Source organism: Pantoea sp. V106_11 (assembly GCF_029967885.1).
GTDB classification, from domain to species: Bacteria; Pseudomonadota; Gammaproteobacteria; order Enterobacterales; family Enterobacteriaceae; genus Pantoea; species Pantoea ananatis.
Map to the genome: position 1 here is coordinate 195,473 of NZ_JASCAK010000024.1, position 23,448 is coordinate 218,920.

The following is a 23,448-nucleotide window of genomic DNA, read 5'->3' on the forward strand; positions in this document are numbered from 1 at the left end:
ATGTCGGAAATCCAGAACGAAACGTCGCCCTTGACGACCGCGTCAGGCCCACCGAACTAGAGAAGCCTGAAGGCATCGACCAGCATCCAGATCGTGGTCGCCACTAACGACAGCGCCATAAGGCTGTTAAACAGCTGGCGTTTCCAGTTGATTTGCAGGTGACCGCGCAGGCGGTCACCCAGTGCAGCCCACAATAAAATGCATGGCAGATTGAGCAACATAAAAGCCCCCATCACGGTCAGCACGCCACTGCTGGCGCTGTAGAGCAGTGCCACGTTGCTGGCCATTAACCAGGCTTTTGGATTGATAGCCTGAAAACAGGCCCCACCCACCAGGGTCATGGGCTGCGGCTTTGCACGCGCTTCGGGGGCATTCGCCCGAAATATTTTCCATGACAGCCATAACAAATAACCACATCCCACCAGCGTCAGCGGCAGACGCACAGATGCCATCCAGTGCAGCAGGACTTCCAGCGCCAGCCCCGCAATGACGGTTTGTAGCGCACAGCCAATCAAAATGCCAAACACCATCGGTAACGTCCGGCGCATACCAAAGTTAACACCGGAAGTGGCGAGCAACAGATTATTTGGCCCCGGCGTAATCGACATCACGGTGACATAACTAAAGAAGGAAGGATCGAGCATAGTGGCGTTCCTGATGAAAGAGAGAACACCATGCTACGATCAGAAAAGCTATGGTAACAGAGACAAGAAATCGCTATTTTGATGGGTACAATCAGAACTGATTCCAACTGTACCTGTTACCTGCGGAGGCAATTGTGTCCCCTGAAACTCAGTCCGAGCACAGGCTTTATCAGCAACTGGCCGACAGCTTTGCCGAGGCCATTCACAAGGGCACGCTAAAACCGGGCAAGCGCTTACCCGCCATCCGGCGCGTTGCTCAGTCACATCAGGTCAGCGTGAACACCGTGCTGAATGCCTGGCAGCTGCTGGAGAATCGCGGTCTGATTGAGGCGCGCCCGCAATCGGGCTACTACGTGCGCGGCGTGCTGCCGGTGGTGACGCGAGATGCCCAGCACTCTGCCCGGGTGGTTCGCGATCCAGGCAACGAGAAGCTGGACTTGATTGATAAGGTTTTCGCCGCACAAAATCATCCGGATTACACCAATATTTCGCTGGCCTGTCCGCAGGACAGTGACCTGTTTCCGTCAGCCAGACTGGCGCGCATTACGGCCTCTCTGCTACGTCGCGATCCACAACTTATTGGTCGCTACGCGCTTCCGCCGGGTAGTGAGCGCTTACGGGAGGAGATTGCGCGACGTGCCTTGCATAGTGGCCAGTCGCTCGCCGCCGATGAGATCACCCTTACCCATGGCTGCATGGAGGCACTTCAGCTGGCACTCAGGGCGGTGACCCGGCCGGGTGATTGTGTCGGTCTGGAATCCCCCACCTATTTCTTCCTGTTTCCCCTGCTGGCATCGCTGGGCCTAAAGGCACTGGAGATTCCTACCGATCCTCAGCGCGGCCTGTCGCTGGATGCACTTGAGATGCTGCTCCAGGAAAAGCGTATTCAGGCGCTGGTTGCCATGCCCTCTGCGCAGAACCCGCTGGGCTTTGGAATGTCGTTGCCCGACAAGAAAAGGCTCGCAAAGTTAGTGAACACTTACAACGTTCCTTTGATTGAGGACGGGCTTTACGATGAGTTGCAGTTTGACTGGCCGCTGTCTCCTACGGTGAAGTCATTCGATCAGCATGGCTGGGTGCTCTACTGCACCAGTTTCACGAAAACCGTTGCGCCCGATTTTCGCATCGGCTGGATTGCAGCCGGCCGCTTTCATGATGCCATTGCACGCCTTAAAGCCGTGTCATCCATGGCGGAATCGGCCCTGCTGTCTGAAACGCTGGCAGAATTTCTTGCCAACGGAGGTTACGACCACCATCTGCGCAGCCTGCGCCGTAGCTATGCCAGCAATCTGGATGAAGCGCGCGGTTTGATTGCGCAGCATTTTCCTCAGGGTACCCGGGCTACGTTACCGCGCGGCGGCTTCGTTTTTTGGGTCGAACTGCCCGGCAATGTGAATACCACAGAGATGTTTACCCGTCTGTTGAAAGAGCAGATTTGTGTCACGCCAGGTGCACTGTATTCGCTGAGCGAGCGCTATAACCATGCATTGCGCCTCTCATGCTGCTATCCGTTTGATCAGCGCTATGTTCGCGCCATCATCCGCGCGGGGGCGGTTGCCTGCGAACTCGCTGGCCTGCCGCCGGGCCGGGATCAGGGCGTGCCATTACGTCCCCAAATGGTATAGCCATGCCGTTCAGTGAGGCGTTCGTAGTAGGTCCGCACGGCCGGTAAATCAGGATGGTCAAGCGGCGTTTCAAACCAGCGGTTAACGGCCAGCCCAATAGGGATGTCCGCCAGACTGAAGTTACGCCCGGCAACGTAGCGACCGGTATGTTCCAGCTGCTGATTGAGGATGCCCATGGTGTGGGACCAGCCTTTACAGGCGGCGGCCAACAGTCTTGGGTCCTGATGGGCGGGCGAATTACGCACCAGTGACATAAACGCATAGCGCCATGAGGTGTTAAGTTCCGTCGACTGCCAGTCCATCCACTGATCCACCGGCGCACGCGCACGCGGATTGTCGGGATAGAGCCAGTCGCCACCGTAGGCGGTGGCCAGATAGCGTAGAATGGCGTTGGACTCCCACATCGTCAGGTCTTCATCAATCAACACCGGGATCATGGCGTTAGGATTAAGCGCGATAAATTCAGGAGAGTGCGTGGATTTGTACCCTTCTCCCCACTCTTCACGTTCGTAGAGCAGGTCCAGTTCGTCACACAGCCAAAGTACTTTGCGCACGTTGATTGAGGAGGCGCGTCCAAGAATTTTTAACATAGCAGGCTCCATCCAGTTGCTTAACTTATTCATAGCCCTGTTAACTGACATAAGCAATTGCCGGAGCAAGAAAAAACATCTTTACCTCATTCACAAGGAGTCAAAATGCACGTTGCGTTTAAACAAGTAGATGTATTTACTTCGGCCGCGTTTAACGGCAATCCCCTGGCCGTCATCATGGATGCACAAGGTCTGGACGACAGCCAGATGGCGGCCATCGCACGCTGGACTAACTTATCTGAAACGACCTTTGTCCTGCCGCCGCAGGATAATCAGGCCGACTACCGCGTGCGTATCTTCACCGTAGAGGGCGAACTGCCCTTTGCCGGCCATCCGACGCTCGGTACCGCTCATGCTTTACTGGAAGCGGGCTTCCAGACAAAAACGCCGGGGGTAATAATTCAGGAATGCGGCGTAGGCAACGTGAAGATAAAAATTGCCGACGACAGCACGCTGGCCTTTGCCGCGCCAAAAGCCACCTTAACACCGTTTCATGATGCGCTTATCAGCGCGGCGCTCAACACCCATGCGCTCGATACCGCGCAGGATGCCGTGGTGGTCGATATGGGCATCCGCTGGCTGCTGATCCCGATGATCAGTGCCGATGCGGTCCTGGCAATTAAGCCTGATATTGCGGATTTACAGCGGCTTGTCCATCACGCCAACGTCACTGGCATTATGCCATTCGGCCCACTGCCCGCAGGAGAAGCGGAACAGTACGAGGTTCGCGGCCTGATAATTGAGCATGGAAGCCTGACCGAAGATCCGATCACCGGCAGCGCCAATGCCTGTCTGGCACGTTACTTCGCCGCTCAGGGCAAAACGCAGGATTATCGCGTCCGTCAGGGTACTCAGGTAAACCGACAGGGACGCGTGACGGTGGAATATCAGGGCGATACGATCTGGATCGGGGGGAAAACCGTGACGGTGATAGAGGGCACCATCAGGCGCTAACCCGGAAGCTGGCACAAGGGCGGCAAAGCCGCCCTAAAATTACAGCGCCTGACCACCCGATGCTTCGATACGCTGCGCAGTGATCCAGCTGGTTTCCTCACTGAGGATGGCGCAAACGGCATCGCCGATATCGTCTGGCAGGCCCACCCGGCCCAGGGCGGTTAATGCGGCGATAGTGTCATTGACCGTTTTATCATCGCGCACGCGCCCGCCGCCAAAGTCGGTCTCAATGGCACCCGGCGCCAGGATGTTAACGCGAATGCGCCGCTCGCCCAGTTCTTTAGCCTGATAGCGCGTCAGCACTTCCATCGCGCCCTTCATTGAGGCATAGGTTCCGGAACCGGGGTACGTCAGGCGGGTTAATCCGCTGGAGATATTCAGAATGCGCCCGCCGTCTGCTATCGCAGGCAATAGCGTCTGAGTCAGGAAGTAAGGCCCCTTGAAATGCACATTCATCAGCGCATCAAATTCAGCCTCGGTGGTCTCAATAAAAGGTTTATAGTGCCCATGGCCGGCATTGTTCACTAAATAATCAAACGTCTCACGCTGCCAGTGCTGTTGCAGTGCATTTTTCACTTCAGACATGAAACGATCAAACTGGCTCAGGTCGCCGACATCCAGCTGGAGCGCCACTGCGCGGCCGCCTGCGCTTTCAATTTCCCTTACCACGTCCTGCGCTTCATGTTGATGACTGCGGTAGGTCAGAATGATATCCCGGCCCTTAGCCGCCAGTTTTACCGCTGCATTCCGGCCTAAACCGCGATTAGCGCCCGTGATCAAGACGATTTTACGATTCATGTTGATTTCCTGTTGCAAAATTGAACACAGGTTGAGGATATTCTTTAATAATTGTTCTATAAACGCTTAAGAACGAGCAGCACTGTTCCACTTACAACAACAATCGGCAGGCCATATGGATAAAATTCATGCAATGCAGGTTTTCGTCAGAGTTGCAGAGATGGGCAGTTTTACGGCAGCAGCAGAAAGTCTTGGGCTGCCAAAAGGAAGCGTCTCGCGACAAATTCAGGCGCTGGAAAATCAGATGGGAACGCGTCTTTTGCACCGCACCACTCGTCGGGTGCAACTTACCCAGGATGGCTTAGTTTATTACGACCGCTGTCTGGATTTGCTGTCGATGATTAGTGATATGGATAGCCTGTTCCAGCACGATCCCGCCACTTTAAGCGGTAAGCTACGGGTGGATATGTCCGCCGCGATGGCGACCGATCTGATCCTGCCCCGCCTGCCAGAATTTTTGCAGCATTATCCCGGCGTTGAAATCGAGCTCAGCAGCAACGATCGCCAGGTTGACGTTATCCGCGAAGGGTTTGACTGCGTGATCCGCGTTGGCGAGCTGAAGGATTCGGGCCTCATCGCCCGCCGTATCGGCACCCACACCTTAATTAACTGCGCCAGCCCTGGCTATCTTTCACGTTTTGGCCGGCCGATTCGGCTTGAAGAGCTGTCGCAGCATGCCATGGTGCATTACAGTCAGCAGCTCGGCCAGCCTGCCCAGGGCTTTGAGTTTTTCGATGGCAAGCAGTGCCACTATGTGCACACCGGCGGCGTTGTCACCGTCAACAGCACCGAAACCTATCGCGCGGCCTGCCTCGCGGGGCTGGGCATTATCCAGGTGCCGACCGTGGGGATTCACAAATATCTGGAAAGCGGTGAGTTGGTGGAGGTGCTGCATGCCTTCCCGGCAAAACCGATGCCGATTCATTTACTTTATCCCCATCGCCGTAACGTCGCCCGTCGCGTTCGGGTATTTATGGAGTGGTTAAGTCAGGTGCTTCAGGAGTATGTCACCTGAGAGGCTATAATGTGTTTTTTACGTTTAACAGGAAGTGAATGTCTATGACAGACGAACAGGACAACGCAAAAGACGCACAGTCACCCAAACCACTGATTGATATCAAAACAGGCAACAAGTCTGTCGATCGTTCGATCGTGCGGGTTTCACGTTTTGCCACCTGGTTTCAGGCCATACCCGCCGTTGCCCATTTTATTCGTGCGCTTGACCGGTTTAACGATCGTCTCGGTAGCCAGTTTGGCGCAGCCATTACCTATTTTTCATTTTTATCATTAATCCCGATTTTAATGGTGTCCTTTGCCGCCGTGGGTTTTGTGCTGGCATCGAATCAGGATCTGCTGACCGATATCATCAACAAAATCGTCAGCAGCATCAGCGATCCCTCACTGGCAACGACCTTGAAAAATACCGTCAACACGGCCATTCAACAGCGTGCGACCGTGGGGATTACGGGTCTGCTGTTGGCGCTATATTCGGGCCTGAACTGGATGGGCAACCTGCGGGAAGCGATTCGCGCTCAGTCGCGTGACGTCTGGGAACGCCAGCCCGACGATAAAGAGAAAATCTGGAAACGCTATATTCGCGACTTCTTATCGCTGACAGGATTGATGCTGGCTCTGGTTATTACCCTGTCGTTAACCTCTGTCGCAGGCTCTGCCCAGGCGATGATCGTGAGCGCGTTAGGTCTGGATGGCATCGAATGGTTACGTCCTGCGCTGACAATTATCGCGACCTCGATTTCCGTAATGGCAAACTATTTGTTGTTCCTGTGGATTTTCTGGATTTTGCCTCGCCATAAGCCCCGTAAGAAGGCGCTGCTGCGCGGTACGCTGCTGGCGGCAGTGGGTTTCGAAATCATCAAGTTTGTCATGACGCTGACCTTACCAAAACTGGCCACCTCGCCCTCAGGTGCCGCATTTGGGTCGGTATTGGGATTAATGGCCTTCTTTTATTTCTTTGCTCGTCTGACGCTGTTTTGCGCCGCATGGATTGCCACCGCGAAATACAAAGACGATCCGCGTATGCCGGAAAAAGGCGCGCTAACCACTCACAAATGACAATACTGCGTTAAACCAGCGAAAAATATCCCCCTCCGGTTATTTATTCATCAACTTACAGGATGAATAACTGAGGGGTCACTTTTCTTCAGCGCTTTCTTAGAGTATCTCGCCATATTTGCGTCACTTAACGCTGCCATTCTCCGGCATTTAACACATCACAAAAATTTTCCACTTTTGCCGGCGCAACGTCGCTAACCACGCGGCTTTCCGCCATTGAATGCCGTAATACAGGTGCGTAAGATTCCCTATCTGTCATTAAAAATAAGAAACATTTATGCAAGCCTCCATCTCAGAACCGCTCGATCAGCAAAACGATCCCACGCCAGTAAACTCACGAAGTAAAGTGGTTATCGCCTCGCTGGTTGGCACCGCTATCGAATTCTTCGATTTCTATATTTATGCCACCGCAGCCGTCATCGTTTTCCCTCATATCTTCTTTCCTCAGGGTGATGCGACCGTCGCGACGTTGCAGTCGCTGGCCACCTTTGCGATTGCGTTCATCGCCCGTCCCATCGGCTCTGCCCTGTTTGGTCACTTTGGCGATCGCGTAGGCCGTAAAGCCACCTTGGTTGCCTCACTGCTGACGATGGGGATCTCGACCGTGGTTATCGGTTTATTACCCAGCTACCAGAGCATTGGCGTTCTGGCTCCGCTGCTGTTGGCGCTGGCGCGTTTTGGTCAGGGGTTGGGCCTGGGCGGTGAGTGGGGCGGCGCAGCCCTGCTGGCGACGGAAAATGCACCTGCCAAAAAGCGGGCGCTGTACGGCTCCTTCCCGCAGCTGGGCGCACCGATTGGCTTTTTCTTTGCCAACGGCACCTTTCTACTGCTCTCCTGGCTGCTGACCGATGAACAATTTATGCAATGGGGCTGGCGCGTCCCTTTTGTTCTGTCTGCCGTACTTGTCTTGATTGGTCTGTACGTACGCGTATCGCTGCATGAAAGCCCGGTATTCGCCAAAGTACAGAAAGAGAAGAAACAGGTACGTGTGCCGATTGCCTCGCTCCTGAGCAAACATCTGACGGCAACGATACTTGGCACCTTTATCATGCTTGCCACCTATACGCTGTTTTACATCATGACCGTTTACTCAATGAGTTACGGCACCGCCGCCGCACCAGCCGGACTGGGTATATCCCGTAACAGTATGCTGTGGATGCTGATGATGGCGGTGATTGGATTTGGCGTGATGGTGCCGATTGCGGGCCTGCTTGCTGACCGCTTTGGTCGCCGTAAAACCATGATCGTCATTACGCTGATGATTATTGGCTTTTCATTCCTGTTTCCGGCCATGCTGGGCTCCGGCTCTCAGGCGCTGGTGATGGCGTTCCTGCTGCTGGGCTTGAGCATTATGGGGCTGACGTTTGGCCCGATGGGTGCGCTACTGCCTGAGCTGTTCCCGACGGAAGTGCGTTATACCGGCGCATCCTTCTCCTATAATCTGTCGTCGATTTTAGGTGCGTCGGTTGCGCCCTATATTGCGACCTGGCTGAACGCGCACTATGGCTTGTACGCTGTCGGATTGTACCTGGCTTCCATGGCTTTCCTGACGCTGATTGCACTGATTGCCTGCAAAGAAACCCGGCATCAAACGCTGTATGAAGTGTGATACCCGATAACGCTAAAGATACTCAACCCGGCTCAGGCCGGGTTTTTTATCGTTTCCGATCACGCTATTTCGCTTTAAGCCAGGCCATAAAATCGTCGATAAAGACACGGGTTTTTAGTGGTAACAGACGGTTGGGTAAGGTAATGGCGTAAGTGGTCATTGAGAGCGTATTTTCAATCCGCCAGTCTGGTAACACGCGGCGTAACTGCCCGTTGAGCAAATAACCATTTGCAATAAAGGTGGGGATTAACGCAATACCTACACCCTGCAATATCGCATCGATCATGGCATCACTGTTATTTATCATCAGCCGGGGCGTAAGTGTAACGCTCTCCATCGTGTCGTTTAACCAGAAACGCCATTCACCGCGAAACTGTGCGTCGTCAGGGAAGAAAATATTATGCTGTTTGAGGTCGCCCGGCATATCAGGCAGCCTTTGATCGTAGTGCTCTGCACATACTAAAACATAGTCAACAGGCATTAATGCCCGCGCTACCATATTGATGGGTGGCGTATCCGTGACGCGCAATGCCAGGTCGTACGACTCATGCGTGAGGTTAATCAGATGGTCAGTGAGATTGAGCTCAATATTGATTTCAGCATAGCGTCGCAGAAAACCAGGCAGGAACGGCGTCAGTAAAATCTTCCCAAGCGTTGTCGGCGCAGTAATACGCAGTAACCCCTTAGGGACATCGCTGTAACTGTCTGCCTGAGAAAACAGGGATTTAGTTGCGGCGATAACTGATAAAGCCTGGTGATATATTTCCTGTCCGGCCTCGGTCACAGCGAGCGCGCGCGTCGAGCGGGTAAAGAGTAAAACATTTAGCCTTTTTTCCAACCTGTCTATCATACGACTCACTGAAGACGGCGTCATGGATAGCGCTCTGGCAGCTGAGGAAAAGCTCCCCCTGTCGACTACCTGAACAAAGACCACCAGCCCCGGGAGAACGTCTGTTAATTCATTTATGTTCTTCACGCACAACTCTTTTGCGCCTGTTACGTCTAGCCAGGCTAGCACTGTAAAGTATGATATTCAATTATTCGATGCCATTACGGCGGCTTCGCCTCTGCGCGACAAAACCGTAGTGATATAAGCAAGTAAGAGCGTGTGCTTACGGTTCAATGGTATGCGCGAATGCGATCAGGGAGTGCGACAGCGGTGGACAAGTCTGATTTTAGTTTAAAGCGTTTTATATTTTCTCGCTTCACCGGTGCGTTGTGCGATCAGTTTTTATTGTTTGCTGTACCTTTGGCGATTTTGAAAACCACCGGTTCGCTAACGCTTTCTTCTCTGGCGTTTGTGGTCGAGTGGATTCCCCGCGTCCTGTTTTTCCCTCTCTCAGGTTTTCTGGCCGATCGACTGAAACCGCGCTTTATCTTTTTTAACGTCGATATTGCCCGTATGGCATTGATGATTTTGGCTTTTATGCTTTTAGCGGTTTTTCCAGACTCTACCTTTGCCATCCTGGCCGGTATGATGAGCTTACTGTCTGTCGCTTATGTATTGAGCTTTGTCGCCGCAGATGCGCTGCTGCCGCGGCATGTGTCAGCCGAGGCACTACCCAAAGCCCATTCCCTGTTACAGGGGATCGATCAGGTTACGATGGTACTTGGTCCGGCGCTGGCGGTCGCTATCTCGGCCTGGGGCGGTATTCGCGGTATTCTTAGTATTGCCGCCGCGCTGTTTTTCCTGTCAGCCATCAACTTTCTTTTTTTGAAAACTCGCGATCCCCAGGTAACCGATAAACTTCGGTTACGCACCTTACTGCAATCGAACCGCACAGCGTTAAGGGTACTCAGAGAAAACAAAATCCTGCTGCATTTGTGTGCCCTGACCTGGGTTGTCAATCTGGTTTACGGTTCGGCACTGGTAGTCAGTGCTGCCGTCATCCTTAAAGAATTTCATCTTGCCGACCATTACTTTGGCGCGCTTCAAACCGTTGCCGCGGGAGTGAGTATCGTGATGTTTTTCTTTATTCCACGCTTTTCACACCGTTTTGGTTTATCCGCACTCGGCACCTTTTCGTTTTGTGCGATGATCTTTTCGGGTGGCGTTATGGCACAATCGATGGATTACGCTATGTATCTGATTGGTTATGCGTTATTGATGGCGTTCGATGGGGCATTCAGCGTTTATCTGCGTACGTTACGCAGCCAGATTATTCCCGAGGCGCATTTAGGGAAAACGCTGGGATTGATCGGTCTCATGAATCTGTGTTCCATACCCGCCAGTGGGGCGTTGGTATCGCTGCTGTCCCCACATTTTATGCCGCTGAACATAATCAGCATCATTCTGCTGTTAGCGTTATGCACAGGCGTGATGTTAATTATCGCTGGGCGACAGCGCTTCGGTTACAAAAGCCTGCTGCCGCCTGTGATTGCGGCAGAATCTTCCTGCTAAATGAAAAAGGGCGCAGCCAGATGGCTGCGCCCTTTTTGCATGTGCTGTTTTGCTGAAAACAGTGGCGGTGCGGCTTAGCCCGCAACCGCGATGCGTTTCATATCCGTCATGTAGCCACGCAGTTTGCGACCTACCTGCTCGATAGGATGCTGACGAACGGCTTCGTTAACGTCGCGCAGCTGTGCGTTATCCACCTGAGTGCCTTCAATGGCTTTGCCCAGATCGCCCGGCTGCAGCGTGGTCATGAACTCTTTCAGCAGTGGAACGGCCGCGAAGGAGAACAGGTAGTTACCGTACTCAGCGGTATCAGAAATCACCACGTTCATTTCGTACAGGCGCTTACGGGCAATGGTGTTGGCAATCAGCGGCAGCTCATGCAGCGATTCGTAGTAAGCCGACTCTTCGATGATGCCTGCATCAACCATTGTTTCAAATGCCAGCTCAACGCCCGCTTTGACCATCGCAACCATGACAACGCCTTTATCGTAGTACTCCTGCTCTTCGATTTTGCCATCGAACTGAGGTGCGGTTTCGAACGCAGTTTTACCGGTCTCTTCGCGCCAGGTCAGCAGTTTCTTATCGTCGTTAGCCCAGTCGGCCATCATGCCCGCAGAGAAATCGCCGGAAATGATGTCATCCATGTGCTTCTGGAACAGAGGGGCCATGATGCCTTTCAGCTGCTCAGACAGCGCGTAAGCACGCAGTTTGGCCGGATTCGACAGGCGATCCATCATCAGCGTAATGCCACCAAACTTCAGGGATTCGGTGATGGTTTCCCAGCCAAACTGAATCAGTTTTTCGGTGTATGCCGCATCGTGACCTTCTGCCACCAGCTTGTCGAAGCACAGCAGAGAACCGGCCTGCAGCATGCCGCATAGAATGGTCTGCTCACCCATCAGGTCAGATTTCACTTCCGCAACGAAAGAGGATTCCAGCACGCCAGCACGGTCGCCACCGGTGGCAGAAGCCCAGGCTTTGGCGATCGCCATGCCTTCACCTTTTGGATCGTTTTCCGGGTGAACCGCGATCAGCGTCGGAACACCGAAACCACGCTTGTATTCTTCACGCACTTCGGTGCCGGGGCACTTCGGCGCAACCATCACGACGGTGATGTCTTTACGGATGGTTTCGCCCACTTCAACAATGTTGAAACCATGTGAATAGCCCAGCGCGGCACCGTCTTTCATCAGTGGCTGTACAGCCTGAACAACGGCGGAGTGCTGTTTGTCCGGCGTCAGGTTGACCACCAGGTCCGCCTGTGGAATCAGTTCTTCGTAAGTGCCAACTTTAAAACCATTTTCTGTCGCTTTACGGAATGAGGCACGTTTTTCAGCAATCGCTTCTGCACGCAGCGTATAGGACACATCCAGACCCGAATCACGCATGTTCAGGCCCTGATTCAGACCCTGAGCACCACAGCCCACAATCACAATCTTTTTGCCTTTCAGGAAGCTGGCGCCATCCGCGAATTCGTCACGCCCCATAAAACGACATTTGCCCAGTTGCGCTAACTGGTTGCGCAGATTCAGTGTATTGAAGTAATTGGCCATGGGTACTCCGGTTAAATGTTGTGTTTGCTTTTGTCTGATGACGGCATAAGGTTCAGCGCCGCGAATGACCCCATCATATGACAGGATTTCTGTTGCTTAAATTGATATATTAACAACGTTACATTGCAATAATTGCAATGCCGTCCTGAGGTGGACCCCCTATGGATTTACGCGATCTCAAATTGTTTTTGCATCTGGCAGAAAGCTGCCATTTTGGCCGCACCGCACGCGCCATGCACGTCAGCCCTTCCACGCTGTCGCGCCAGATCCAACGCCTGGAAGAGGATGTGGGCCACGCCTTATTTCTGCGCGATAACCGCACCGTGGCGCTCACCGAAGCGGGCGAAAGACTTAAGCTGTTTGCCCAACAAACCTTACTGCAGTATCAACAATTGCGCCACGCTATGGATCTCAATGGTCCTTCACTTAGTGGTGAACTGCGCCTGTTTTGCTCGGTGACCGCCGCGTACAGCCATCTGCCCCCTATTCTGGATCGCTTTCGCGCCGAGCATCCTCAGGTCGAAATCAAACTCACCACCGGCGATGCGGCGGATGCGATTGAAACGGTGCAGTCGGGCAATGCAGACCTGGCTATCGCGGGCCGGCCTGAGTCGCTACCGGCCAGCATCGACTTCACCACGCTGGGGCTGCTGCCGCTGGGGCTGATTGCGCCTGCGCTGCCCTGCCCGGTACGCAGTCAGGCAACGGAAGAGGCACCTGACTGGACGCAGATTCCGTTTATTTTGCCCGAGCAGGGGCCGGTTCGTCGGGCCATTGAACTGTGGTTTCGTCGTCACCGCATTGTTAACCCGTTGATTTACGCCACGGTTGCGGGCCATGAAGCGATCGTTTCCATGGTGGCGCTTGGCTGTGGCATTGCCCTGTTGCCGGATGTGGTGCTGGAAAACAGCCCTGAGCCGGTACGTAACCGGGTGTTACCGCTGGAGAACGTGGAGTCCGTTGCACCGCTAGAGCTGGGGGTTTGCGTACAAAAAAAGCGGCTCGGGGAGCCGCTTATCAGTGCGTTCTGGCATCAGTTGTAGTTACTGACCGGCCAGGAAAAAGCGGAACGCCGGGTTATGGGTTTCGTCGTGGAAATCATAGCCCAGGTCGGTAAGGTGCTCTTCAAAACGTGGCTCATCGCTGCCGAGCTCAAACGCCGTGAGCACCCGACCATAATCCGTGCCGTGGCTGCGGTAATGGAACAACGAGATATTCCAGTGCGTGCCCAGCGTTTGCAGAAATTTGAGCAACGCACCGGGCGCTTCCGGGAATTCAAAGCTAAACAAACGCTCACGCAGCGGCTTGGAAGGCCGTCCGCCCACCATGTAACGCACATGCAGCTTCGCCATCTCATCGTCAGACAGATCCACCACCTGATAGCCGTTTTCCGTTAACTGACTAATGATCTCTGCTCGCTCTTCCATCCCGCGCGTCAGGCGCACCCCCACAAAGATGCAGGCTTTGTCGGTGTCGGCATAGCGATAGTTGAATTCGGTAATCGAGCGACCACCCAGCGTCTGGCAGAACTTCAGGAAACTGCCCTGCTGTTCCGCTATGGTGACGGCCAGAAGCGCTTCACGTTGTTCACCCAGCTCGCAGCGTTCAGAAACGTAGCGCAAGCCATGGAAGTTAACGTTAGCACCCGACAACACGTGCGCCAGGCGCTCGCCTTTGATGTCATGCTGCTGAACATATTTTTTCATGCCTGCCAGCGCCAGCGCCCCTGAAGGCTCCGCCACGGCGCGCACATCTTCAAACAGATCTTTCATGGCCGCGCAGATCGCATCGCTGTCCACGGTGACGATATCGTCAAGAAATTCCTGACACAGGCGGAAGGTTTCATTACCGATGCGTTTCACCGCCACACCTTCGGCAAATAATCCCACGCGCGGTAAATCTACCGGCTTACCGGCGTCCAGCGCTGCCTTTAGGCAGGCTGAATCCTCTGACTCTACGGCAATCACTTTGATTTGCGGCATCAGCTGTTTGATCAGGACGGCCACACCGGCAGCCAGACCACCGCCGCCCACCGGGACAAAGACCCGATCGAGATGGGCGTCCTGCTGCAGCAGCTCCATCGCCAGCGTACCCTGTCCGGCAATAACCGCCGGATGGTCAAACGGTGGGACAAAGGTGTAACCCTGCTGCGTCGCTAACTCAATAGCTTTAGCTTTTGCCTCATCAAAGTTGGCACCAAACAGAAAGGCTTCTCCGCCAAATGCACGCACGGCATCCACCTTAATGTCGGCAGTGGCAAGCGGCATCACGATCAGCGACTTGATGCCCAGCTTCGTGGCGGATAAGGCAACGCCCTGAGCATGGTTGCCCGCAGACGCGGTGACGACGCCGCGTGCTTTCTGCTCTTCGTTAAGTCCGGCAATCATCGCGTAAGCACCGCGCAGTTTAAAACTGTGCACCGGCTGGCGATCTTCTCGCTTGACCAGAATGGTATTGCCCAGACGCGCCGAGATTTTTTCCATCTTCTGCAGCGGGGTAACCTGTGCCACTTCGTATACCGGTGAACGCAATACAGCGCGCAAATACTCGGCGCCGCAGGGCGCCTCGGGTAGCGGTTGAGCCTCAGCCATTTTAGCCTCCCAGCTTACTCTTATCGCGCACGGCACCTTTGTCGGCACTGGTGGCAAGCGATGCATAGGCGCGCAGGGCAAACGACACTTCGCGCTGACGGTTCATCGGCGTGTAAGCGGCATCGCCACGTGCTTCCTGCTCTTCACGGCGCGCGTGCAGTTCATTATCCGGCACGGCCAGCTTGATGCCGCGGTTAGGAATATCAATTTCAATGGTATCGCCATCTTTAACCAGCGCGATGGTGCCGCCATTAGCTGCCTCGGGTGAGGCATGACCAATGGAGAGGCCAGAGGTACCGCCAGAGAAGCGACCGTCGGTGATCAGGGCACAGCTCTTACCCAGCCCCATTGATTTCAGGTAGGTGGTGGGATACAGCATTTCCTGCATGCCCGGTCCGCCTTTTGGCCCTTCGTAGCGAATCACAACCACGTCACCTGCCACCACTTTGCCACCGAGGATGGCTTCTACTGCGTCATCCTGGCTTTCATACACCTTGGCCGGGCCGCTGAAGGTCAGAATCTCTTTATCGACGCCCGCCGTTTTCACGATACAGCCATCTTCGGCGATGTTGCCGTACAGCACGGCCAGACCGCCATCCTGAGAATAGGCGTTTTCGCGCGTGCGGATACAGCCTTCAGTACGGTCATCATCCAGCGTGTCCCAACGGCAATTCTGTGAGAACGCCTGGGTGGTGCGAATACCGGCCGGGCCCGCGCGGAACATGTCCTTCACGGCCTGGTCCTGGGTCAGCATGATGTCGTACTGATCGATCGTTTCACGCATGCTTTGCTGCAGGATGTTGCGTGCGCTGGTGTCAATAAGTCCGGCACGATCCAACTCGCCGAGAATACCGATCACGCCACCGGCGCGGTGCACATCTTCCATATGGTATTTGGGGGTACTGGGTGCGACTTTGCACAGCTGAGGCACTTTGCGCGACAGGCGATCGATATCAGAGATATTGAAGTCGATCTCGCCTTCCTGCGCGGCAGCCAGCAAGTGCAGCACGGTATTCGTTGAGCCGCCCATGGCGATATCCAGCGTCATGGCATTTTCAAACGCAGCCTTAGTGGCGATGTTACGCGGCAGCATGTTGGCATCGTCCTGCTCGTAATAGCGTTTGGTCAGGCTCACGATGCGCTTACCGGCGTTGATAAACAGTTCTTTACGGTCGGCGTGGGTGGCCAGCAGAGAACCGTTACCCGGTTGCGACAGGCCCAGCGCTTCAGTCAGGCAGTTCATGGAGTTTGCAGTGAACATGCCTGAACAGGAGCCGCAGGTCGGACAGGCGGAGCGTTCAATCTGCTCGCTGTCGGCATCGCTGACGTTCGGGTTAGCGCCCTGGATCATGGCATCCACCAGATCCAGCTTGATGATCTGATCGGATAGCTTGGTTTTACCGGCTTCCATCGGGCCGCCGGACACAAAGATAACCGGAATGTTAAGGCGCAGTGACGCCATCAACATGCCGGGGGTGATTTTGTCGCAGTTAGAGATGCAGACCATGGCATCGGCACAGTGCGCATTCACCATGTACTCGACGGAGTCAGCAATCAGTTCCCGGGAAGGCAGAGAATACAGCATGCCGCCATGGCCCATGGCAATACCGTCATCCACCGCTATCGTGTTGAACTCTTTGGCCACGCCACCAGCCGCTTCGATTTGCTCGGCAACCAGCTTACCCAGATCACGCAGGTGAACGTGGCCCGGCACAAACTGGGTGAAGGAGTTCACGACGGCGATAATCGGTTTGCCGAAATCATCGTCGGTCATTCCTGTTGCGCGCCAGAGGGCACGGGCACCGGCCATGTTGCGGCCGTGAGTGGTGGTAGCGGAACGGTACTTAGGCATGCTCTTTACTCCAGTGAAAATAAGTTCGCGGACATCCAGCGACATCCGCGCAGGTCTGGTTATGCGTTAACCGGGTCCAGCCAGCCCCATTTGTCTTCAGTCTCGCCGGTGAACAGGCCGAAGAAGGCCTGCTGAACGCGTTTGGTGACGGGGCCGCATTTGCCTGCGCCAACCTGAATGCGGTCAACGCTACGCACTGGGGTAATTTCAGCTGCGGTGCCAGACATAAAGACTTCATCAGCCAGATAGAGCGACTCACGGGACAGCGTCTGTTCACGTACTTCGATGCCCATATCACGCGCCAGCGTAATAATGGCATCGCGGGTGATGCCCGGCAGTGCAGATGAGGTAAACGGCGGGGTAAACAGCACACCGTCTTTCACTTCAAACAGGTTTTCGCCTGCGCCTTCTGAGATCAGGCCATTGGTGTCCAGTGCAATGCCTTCCTGATAACCATGGCGGCGCGCTTCGCTGCCCACTAACAGTGAGGAAAGGTAGTTGCCGCCTGCTTTTGCCGCGGTTGGCAGCGTATTGGGCGCAACACGGTTCCATGAAGAAACCATCGCATCAATACCGTTTTCCAGCGCTTCAGCACCCAGATAAGCGCCCCACGGGAAGGCCGCAATGATCACGTCGGTCGTAAAACCATCCGGCGGGTTCACGCCCAGTCCCACATCACCGACGAAAGCCAGCGGGCGGATATAGGCGCTTTTCAGGTTGTTGACGCGAATGACTTCACGGCAGGCTTCCATCAGTTCATCAACGCTGTGTTTGATTGGGAAACGGTAGATTTTGGCGGAATCGTGCAGGCGCTGCATGTGCTCACGGTGACGGAATACAACCGGCCCTTTATGGGAGTCATAACAGCGAACGCCTTCAAATACCGATGTGCCGTAGTGCAAAGCGTGAGACATCACGCTGACTTTTGCCTCTTCCCACTTAACCATTTCGCCGTTGAACCAAATAAAGTCTGCTTTCTTCGTGCTCATTATTATTTCCTATAGCGACTACGCGCGTATTTGTTGTGATGTCTGTTGTTGAGTCTGGACGCAGGCGACATCCATCAGTTTTCTTAGCTGGGAAGACAGTAAATCGACAGAGCGCTGGCTGGCAACGGTCATTTCGATATTAATGTTTTCAGTGTTAGCCACGGTGGCCATGTTCATGGAACACACCTGAAAACCACGATGGCGTACCACACGTAAAATACGTTCCAATATTTCAGGTCGAAAGCGCGCTTCGATAGACAATTGATGCTGGTTCATACGGTTTTCTCCATCATGTTGGCGTTGCTGGCACCAGGCGGTACCAATGGCCAGACGTTTTCATGCTCATCGATTGAAACATGCAGGAAGTAAGGTCCTTCACTGCTCAGCAGAGCATCGAGTGCGGCGTCGACCTGATCTTTACGGGTGATGCGCTGGCCTGGGATATCAAACGCGCTGGCCAGCGTAAGGAAGTCGGGATTATCAGTCAGGATGGTTTCACTGTAGCGACCATCAAAAAACAGTTGCTGCCACTGGCGCACCATGCCTAAACGCTGGTTGTCCAGCAGCAGAATTTTTACAGGCAGCTTGCCACGCTTGATGGTGCCCAGCTCCTGAATGTTCATCATGATCGAGCCATCGCCCGAGACGCAGATAACCGTATCGTTGGGACGCGCAACCTGCGCACCGATCGCCGCGGGCAGCCCAAAGCCCATGGTGCCTAATCCGCTGGAGGTGATGAAATCTTCAGGCGCGTCACAGGAGATATGCTGGGCCGCCCACATCTGGTGCTGGCCGACGTCGGTCGTGATCACGGTGTTAGCAGGCTTGCGGTCGGACAGTTGTTTCAATAATAACGGCGCATAGATCGCTTCGCCGGGATGATCGTAGCGCCATGCATGCTGGGCTTTCAGGGCGGCGACTTCGTCACGCCATGTCTGAATCTGTAAAGGCTGGCTCAAGGCTGGCAGGACATGGTTAAGATCGCCCTGCAGTGAAACATGCGCACGGCGCAACTTGTTCAGTTCTGCGGGATCAACATCCAGATGAATCACGCTGGCCAGCGGGGCAAACGTATCCAGTTTACCGGTGACGCGGTCGTCAAAACGCGCGCCAACGGCAATCAACAGGTCACAGGACTGCACGGCAAGGTTTGCGGCCTTAGTACCGTGCATGCCCAGCATGCCCAGATAGCCTTCGCTGTGGGCGTCAACACTTCCCATGCCTTTCAGCGTGGCGACAGCAGGGATGCCGGTCTCCTGCATCAGCGCGCGCAGCGCCGGCACGGCCTGCGCCATCCCTACACCGCCGCCCACATAGAATATCGGCTTTTTAGCCTGAGCCATCATGGCGCGCGCTTCAACAATGGCCTGGTGCGGCATCGACATCACTTCTTCGACCGGCATCAACTGCGGCGAAGGCTCGCCTTTTGCCATCTGGATATCTTTCGGGATATCCACTAATACAGGACCGGGGCGGCCTGACTGGGCAATAGCGAAGGCTTCGGCCATGACGGAAGGCAACTTGTCCAGAGACTCAACCATAAAGCTGTGTTTCGTGCAGGCTAATGACAGGCCAAGAACATCGATTTCCTGGAATGCATCCGTGCCGATGAACGCAGAGGCGACCTGCCCGGTTAAGGCGACGACCGGAACAGAGTCCATCATGGCGTCGGCAAGACCGGTGATCAGATTCGTCGCGCCGGGGCCAGAGGTTGCGATGCAAACGCCGGTTTTGCCGGTTGAACGGGCATAGCCGATTGCGGCCATTACCGCGCCCTGCTCATGACGGCACAACAGGTGTTCTACGCCGCCGTCGTATAGCGCATCGTATACTGGCATGATCGCGCCACCAGGATAGCCAAATACGATATCAACGCCCTGTGCGCGTAAAGCCTGAACTACCCATTGTGCACCTGTCATCGCTATTCTCCTGTATTCCGAGGGGAACAACAGAATTTTATGCTACTGTTCATTGTTTGTTCCTTGCAGATTTACTAAGTTTTTGCCAGGTCAAAAAAAAACCCCCGGACCTTTCGGTGCGGGGGGTTTTTTAGAGTTCTGGCTTGATTTTTAAGCCTTTCTTGCTCCAAGCGTTGCCCCGCACAGTGGGTTAATAATCACCACCACGCTAATCACGACAAGGCTAATCACTAGTAGAAGGGCTTTCATAACGTATTCGATTCTTTAACTCGTTCGAAGTAATGCCTACAGAGTTATCATAGTTACCTCTCTAATTACAATATTTTTTATCAGGTTTTTTAATCACGCAGGTTTACCGTATTCATTATCGAATTGTTATTAAAAGATTATTTTATCATCCGGGGTTCCGGACAAAAAAAGGCCGCTCATTGCATTTTGACGATTTCACAGTCTGCTTCTGCAAAATGTGAAACCCGATGTATGGCAGATAAAAAGTTTGCGGGGCGACATACATTTCCTTGTTCTGGCCTTCGCTACACCTGAATTCCGGGTACAGAATGGCCGCATTTGGGGGCCGCTATGTCATTGTCAAAGGTGCTGACACGGGCAGCCATCGGTGTTGAAGCGCCGCTGGTGACGATTGAAGTGCATATCAGTAACGGATTGCCCGCCCTCACGTTGGTAGGGTTGCCTGAAACGACCGTGAAAGAGGCGCGTGAACGCGTACGCAGTGCCATTATCAACAGCGGTTTTGACTTCCCTGCCCGACGTATCACCATCAACTTAGGCCCGGCAGATTTACCCAAAGAAGGCGGCCGCTATGATTTGCCTATGGCTATCGCCATTCTGGTGGCCTCTGAGCAGCTTCCTGCGGACAGGCTCAACCACTACGAGTTTCTGGGTGAGCTGGCGCTTAACGGTGGCCTGTGTGGCGTTAAAGGCGCCATTCCGGCGGCACTGGCTGCGACAGGAGCCGGCCGGCAGCTGGTGCTCTCTGCTGAAAACCAGCCTGATGTGGGATTAATACGTCAGGGCGCGACTTTAGTCGCCGCACATTTGATCGAGATTTGTGCCTTTTTGCACGGTAAGTGTGAGTTAGCGACCGCAACCGCTCATGTTGAAGATGATGACAGCATTACCGAAGATCTTCGCGATATTGTGGGTCAGGAGCAGGGACGGCGTGCCCTGGAGATTACCGCTGCAGGTGGACATAATCTGTTGCTGATCGGTCCGCCGGGAACCGGTAAAACCATGCTCGCCACACGCTTACCCGGTATCATGCCGCCGTTAAGCGATCAGGAAGCCCTGGAGTGCGCCGCCATCGCCAGCCTGAGCCAGACATCCCCGATGCATCTGCGATGGCGTAAGCGGCCTTTTAGGGCCCCTCATCACAGCGCTTCTCTGTATGCCCTTATCGGCGGCGGTGCGTTACCACGACCCGGAGAAATCTCGCTGGCACATAACGGCGTGCTGTTTCTGGACGAACTGCCTGAGTTTCAGCGCAGCGTGCTGGACGCGTTACGTGAACCCATTGAGTCCGGCGAAGTGGCCATTTCGCGGGCCAGGGCCAACGTCGTTTATCCCGCACGCTTTCAGTTAATCGCAGCAATGAATCCCAGCCCAACCGGACACTATCAGGGACAACATAACCGTACGTCGCCACAGCAGGTTTTACGCTATCTCAGTAAACTTTCTGGTCCTTTCCTGGATCGCTTTGATCTGTCACTGGAAGTTCCGCTGCTTCCTGCAGGAATGCTGAGTCAGCAACGGCAGGCAGGGGAAAGCTCTGCAGAAGTGCGTGAGCGCGTTTTTGCCGCGCGTCAGATACAGATGGCGCGCTCAGGGAAGATTAATGCGCAGTTGGCTAATTCAGATGTACTACAGTGGTGTCAGATTTCGCCGTCGGATGCACGGTGGCTTGAATCTGTTTTAAATCAGCTGGGCTTATCGGTGAGGGCGTGGCAACGTATCCTGAAAGTGGCGCGCACGGTGGCCGATTTAGCGGGGGAAGAGGTGATTGGACGTCATCATCTTCAAGAGGCCGTAAGCTATCGAAGCATTGACCGACTGATGATCTACTTGCACAAAAGCTTGCAGTAAAAAGGGGCTTTCACCCCTTCTCGTTAATCGTCGCTTTCGGTGTAGTCTTCAACGGTATCCATCTGTGGTTTACCGCCTGACAGCGTGTGAAAACGCTTAGGACGCTTAATACGTGTCATGTATTTGGACCATACACGTTCTGCTTCCGTTTGTGGCTCACGCACGCCACGACAAACCTCAATGAACAGACGCTCTTCTTCTGTCGCTGGCTCACGCTTGGCGAGGTCCAGCTCATTAAACGCTACGCCGTGACGTTCAAGTAGCTGTGCTTCTTTAATCGTAAAGTCACCATGTCGCGAAAAACCGCGTGGGTAATGTTTGTTGTCAAAGAAACGATTTTCCGTTGAGAAGCTTTCCGCCATGTTACACGCTCCTGTTTCTCTTATGGCCGTGCTATTTATGGCGCGGAGTATTAGATAGGCTTGACAGAGTGTAAAACAAAACATTTAAATCTATACGACAAACAAATTTTGGGAGAACGCTGTGGATACGGAATTACTGAAAACTTTCCTGGAAGTGAGCAGAACTCGCCATTTCGGGCGCGCTGCAGAAGCACTTTACTTAACGCAGTCTGCTGTCAGTTTTCGCATCCGCCAGTTAGAAAATCAGCTTGGTGTTAATCTTTTTACCCGACATCGTAACAATATCCGTCTGACCTCCGCAGGTGAGCGGCTGCTGCCCTATGCGGAAAGCCTGATGAATACGTGGCTGATGGCCAAGAAAGAAGTGTCGCATACGCAGCAGCACCATGAGCTCTCCATTGGTGCCAGTGCCTCGTTATGGGAGGCGTATTTAACACCCTGGCTTCAGACGCTCTATGAGAACCGTGAAAGCCTCCATCTGGAAGCGCGCGTGGCACAACGCCATTTACTGGTTAAGCAGCTTCACGAACGTCAGCTGGATTTATTAATCACCACTGAAGCGCCGAAGATGGATGAGTTAACCAGTCAGCAGATCGGTCATATCTCACTGGCGCTGTTTCGCTCACGACAGACAGACAAGCGTGAAAAATATGATTATATAAAACTGGAATGGGGAGCCGACTTTCATCAGCATCAAAGCTATCTCTCTGGCGGTGACGATGTGCCCGTGTTAACAACCACATCCGCCCAGGTGACGCGTGAGTTGCTTCACACGACAGGTGCATGTGCGTTTCTACCTGATTTCTGGCAAAGCCTTTACAGCGATCTGATGGTAATGCCTGATACTTCTGTAGCCGTTCGCCCTCTTTATGCGGTGTGGTTACAAAACAGCGATCAGCAAACGTACATCCGTCAGCTGTTAAAGTTTCCTGTGGTACCTAATTAAAAACAGGAGGAAGTCAAAGAGGATTGGGCCAGTATCTGCTGGCTGGTTTTCTTTTTCACTTTTTTGCAGGCAAAAAAAAATCCTTCGCCGAAGCAAAGGATTTTTCTCTTTCTGGCAGGGGCGGAGGGACTCGAACCCCCAACACCCGGTTTTGGAGACCGGTGCTCTACCAATTGAACTACGCCCCTAAAAAGGGTGGCGGAACGGACGGGGCTCGAACCCGCGACCCCCTGCGTGACAGGCAGGTATTCTAACCAACTGAACTACCGCTCCACCGATTCTGTACTGACGTCAGAAAAACGTTCTGATATCAGGTATATCGCCCTTCCGCGTCACCGGTAAGGTCATGACCAGCGTACTGGTCTTAATTTGATGCCTGGCAGTTTATGAATCACGCTGTGATTCACCCTTCGGGCCGCTGCTTCGCAGCGTTCAAAAGCGTTCG

At 54.0% G+C, this 23,448-nt stretch carries 21 protein-coding genes and 2 tRNA genes; 9 read left to right on the forward strand and 14 right to left on the reverse strand.

The genetic code is table 11. The features are described 5' to 3' along the window. Positions 1-56: 56 nt before the first annotated feature. Positions 57-644 carry a LysE family translocator gene (locus tag QLG08_RS08195; protein WP_019106341.1) on the reverse strand — a complete coding sequence of 196 codons (588 nt, stop codon included), beginning with the start codon at positions 642-644 and terminating at the stop codon, positions 57-59. 134 nt (positions 645-778) lie between these two features. Between QLG08_RS08195 and QLG08_RS08200 the strand changes: the two genes are divergently transcribed. After that, positions 779-2,269 carry a PLP-dependent aminotransferase family protein gene (locus QLG08_RS08200; protein WP_013027646.1) on the forward strand — a complete coding sequence of 497 codons (1,491 nt, stop codon included), beginning with the start codon at positions 779-781 and terminating at the stop codon, positions 2,267-2,269. On the opposite strand, the gene QLG08_RS08205 is transcribed toward QLG08_RS08200, so the two are convergent. Next, positions 2,236-2,859, reverse strand: coding sequence for a glutathione S-transferase (locus tag QLG08_RS08205; RefSeq protein WP_014604785.1), 624 nt, complete (start codon positions 2,857-2,859; stop codon positions 2,236-2,238). The genes QLG08_RS08200 and QLG08_RS08205 overlap by 34 nt on opposite strands. Positions 2,860-2,964: 105 nt before the next feature. On the opposite strand from QLG08_RS08205, the gene QLG08_RS08210 reads away from it, so the two are divergent. After that, positions 2,965-3,813: a PhzF family phenazine biosynthesis protein gene (locus QLG08_RS08210; RefSeq protein ID WP_029570776.1), complete on the forward strand. Its 849-nt coding sequence runs from the start codon at positions 2,965-2,967 to the stop codon at positions 3,811-3,813. Positions 3,814-3,852: 39 nt separating this feature from the next. Here the strand turns inward: QLG08_RS08210 and QLG08_RS08215 are convergent, their stop codons facing one another. Beyond that, positions 3,853-4,611 (reverse strand): SDR family oxidoreductase, encoded by a 759-nt coding sequence (locus QLG08_RS08215; protein WP_014594859.1) that lies wholly within the window; start codon positions 4,609-4,611, stop codon positions 3,853-3,855. A gap of 115 nt (positions 4,612-4,726) precedes the next feature. Between QLG08_RS08215 and QLG08_RS08220 the strand changes: the two genes are divergently transcribed. The 3 genes from QLG08_RS08220 (at position 4,727) to QLG08_RS08230 (ending at position 8,293) form a co-directional block, all read left to right on the forward strand. After that, positions 4,727-5,626 (forward strand): LysR family transcriptional regulator, encoded by a 900-nt coding sequence (locus QLG08_RS08220; protein WP_013027650.1) that lies wholly within the window; start codon positions 4,727-4,729, stop codon positions 5,624-5,626. A 44-nt stretch (positions 5,627-5,670) separates the two neighbouring features. Further along, the gene (gene yhjD, locus QLG08_RS08225) at positions 5,671-6,684 is read left to right on the forward strand and encodes an inner membrane protein YhjD (protein WP_024472219.1); all 1,014 of its coding nucleotides are present in this window, start codon (positions 5,671-5,673) and stop codon (positions 6,682-6,684) included. Positions 6,685-6,961: 277 nt separating this feature from the next. Beyond that, positions 6,962-8,293: an MFS transporter gene (locus QLG08_RS08230; RefSeq protein WP_013027652.1), complete on the forward strand. Its 1,332-nt coding sequence runs from the start codon at positions 6,962-6,964 to the stop codon at positions 8,291-8,293. Positions 8,294-8,357: 64 nt separating this feature from the next. Here QLG08_RS08230 and QLG08_RS08235 read toward each other — a convergent pair whose 3' ends face one another. Next, a complete protein-coding gene (locus tag QLG08_RS08235; RefSeq protein ID WP_309545640.1) occupies positions 8,358-9,311 on the reverse strand; it encodes a LysR family transcriptional regulator in 954 nt (317 codons plus the stop codon). A gap of 141 nt (positions 9,312-9,452) precedes the next feature. Between QLG08_RS08235 and QLG08_RS08240 the strand changes: the two genes are divergently transcribed. After that, positions 9,453-10,694 (forward strand): MFS transporter, encoded by a 1,242-nt coding sequence (locus tag QLG08_RS08240; RefSeq protein WP_116198006.1) that lies wholly within the window; start codon positions 9,453-9,455, stop codon positions 10,692-10,694. Between the two features lie 74 nt (positions 10,695-10,768). On the opposite strand, the gene ilvC is transcribed toward QLG08_RS08240, so the two are convergent. Further along, the gene (gene ilvC, locus QLG08_RS08245) at positions 10,769-12,244 is read right to left on the reverse strand and encodes a ketol-acid reductoisomerase (RefSeq protein ID WP_013027660.1); all 1,476 of its coding nucleotides are present in this window, start codon (positions 12,242-12,244) and stop codon (positions 10,769-10,771) included. Positions 12,245-12,405: 161 nt separating this feature from the next. On the opposite strand from ilvC, the gene ilvY reads away from it, so the two are divergent. Continuing rightward, positions 12,406-13,287 carry an HTH-type transcriptional activator IlvY gene (ilvY, locus tag QLG08_RS08250; protein WP_013027661.1) on the forward strand — a complete coding sequence of 294 codons (882 nt, stop codon included), beginning with the start codon at positions 12,406-12,408 and terminating at the stop codon, positions 13,285-13,287. On the opposite strand, the gene ilvA is transcribed toward ilvY, so the two are convergent. The 6 genes from ilvA to ilvL form a co-directional block, all read right to left on the reverse strand. Beyond that, entirely contained in the window at positions 13,288-14,835 is a 1,548-nt protein-coding gene (gene ilvA / locus QLG08_RS08255) for a threonine ammonia-lyase, biosynthetic (protein WP_238492943.1), read from the reverse strand. A 1-nt stretch (position 14,836) separates the two neighbouring features. Continuing rightward, entirely contained in the window at positions 14,837-16,687 is a 1,851-nt protein-coding gene (gene ilvD, locus QLG08_RS08260) for a dihydroxy-acid dehydratase (RefSeq protein WP_014604778.1), read from the reverse strand. Between the two features lie 59 nt (positions 16,688-16,746). Next, complete coding sequence (locus QLG08_RS08265; protein ID WP_014604777.1) at positions 16,747-17,676, reverse strand: branched-chain amino acid transaminase; 930 nt, start codon at positions 17,674-17,676, stop codon at positions 16,747-16,749. An 18-nt stretch (positions 17,677-17,694) separates the two neighbouring features. Continuing rightward, a complete protein-coding gene (ilvM, locus tag QLG08_RS08270) occupies positions 17,695-17,952 on the reverse strand; it encodes an acetolactate synthase 2 small subunit (protein ID WP_013027665.1) in 258 nt (85 codons plus the stop codon). Then, a complete protein-coding gene (gene ilvG, locus QLG08_RS08275; RefSeq protein WP_282472883.1) occupies positions 17,949-19,595 on the reverse strand; it encodes an acetolactate synthase 2 catalytic subunit in 1,647 nt (548 codons plus the stop codon). The genes ilvM and ilvG overlap by 4 nt, the downstream gene beginning before the upstream one ends. A gap of 150 nt (positions 19,596-19,745) precedes the next feature. Then, positions 19,746-19,844 carry an ilv operon leader peptide gene (gene ilvL / locus QLG08_RS08280; protein ID WP_071785161.1) on the reverse strand — a complete coding sequence of 33 codons (99 nt, stop codon included), beginning with the start codon at positions 19,842-19,844 and terminating at the stop codon, positions 19,746-19,748. 330 nt (positions 19,845-20,174) lie between these two features. Here ilvL and QLG08_RS08285 point away from each other — a divergent pair, with 330 nt between their 5' ends. Then, positions 20,175-21,695 (forward strand): YifB family Mg chelatase-like AAA ATPase, encoded by a 1,521-nt coding sequence (locus QLG08_RS08285; protein WP_029570780.1) that lies wholly within the window; start codon positions 20,175-20,177, stop codon positions 21,693-21,695. Positions 21,696-21,718: 23 nt separating this feature from the next. Here the strand turns inward: QLG08_RS08285 and QLG08_RS08290 are convergent, their stop codons facing one another. Continuing rightward, positions 21,719-22,057, reverse strand: coding sequence for a DUF413 domain-containing protein (locus tag QLG08_RS08290; protein WP_006121163.1), 339 nt, complete (start codon positions 22,055-22,057; stop codon positions 21,719-21,721). A 121-nt stretch (positions 22,058-22,178) separates the two neighbouring features. Here QLG08_RS08290 and hdfR point away from each other — a divergent pair, with 121 nt between their 5' ends. Beyond that, positions 22,179-23,003, forward strand: coding sequence for an HTH-type transcriptional regulator HdfR (hdfR, locus tag QLG08_RS08295; RefSeq protein ID WP_013027669.1), 825 nt, complete (start codon positions 22,179-22,181; stop codon positions 23,001-23,003). Between the two features lie 112 nt (positions 23,004-23,115). Here hdfR and QLG08_RS08300 read toward each other — a convergent pair. Next, positions 23,116-23,191, reverse strand: a tRNA-Trp gene (locus QLG08_RS08300). A gap of 8 nt (positions 23,192-23,199) precedes the next feature. Further along, positions 23,200-23,276, reverse strand: a tRNA-Asp gene (locus QLG08_RS08305). Positions 23,277-23,448 lie beyond the last annotated feature (172 nt).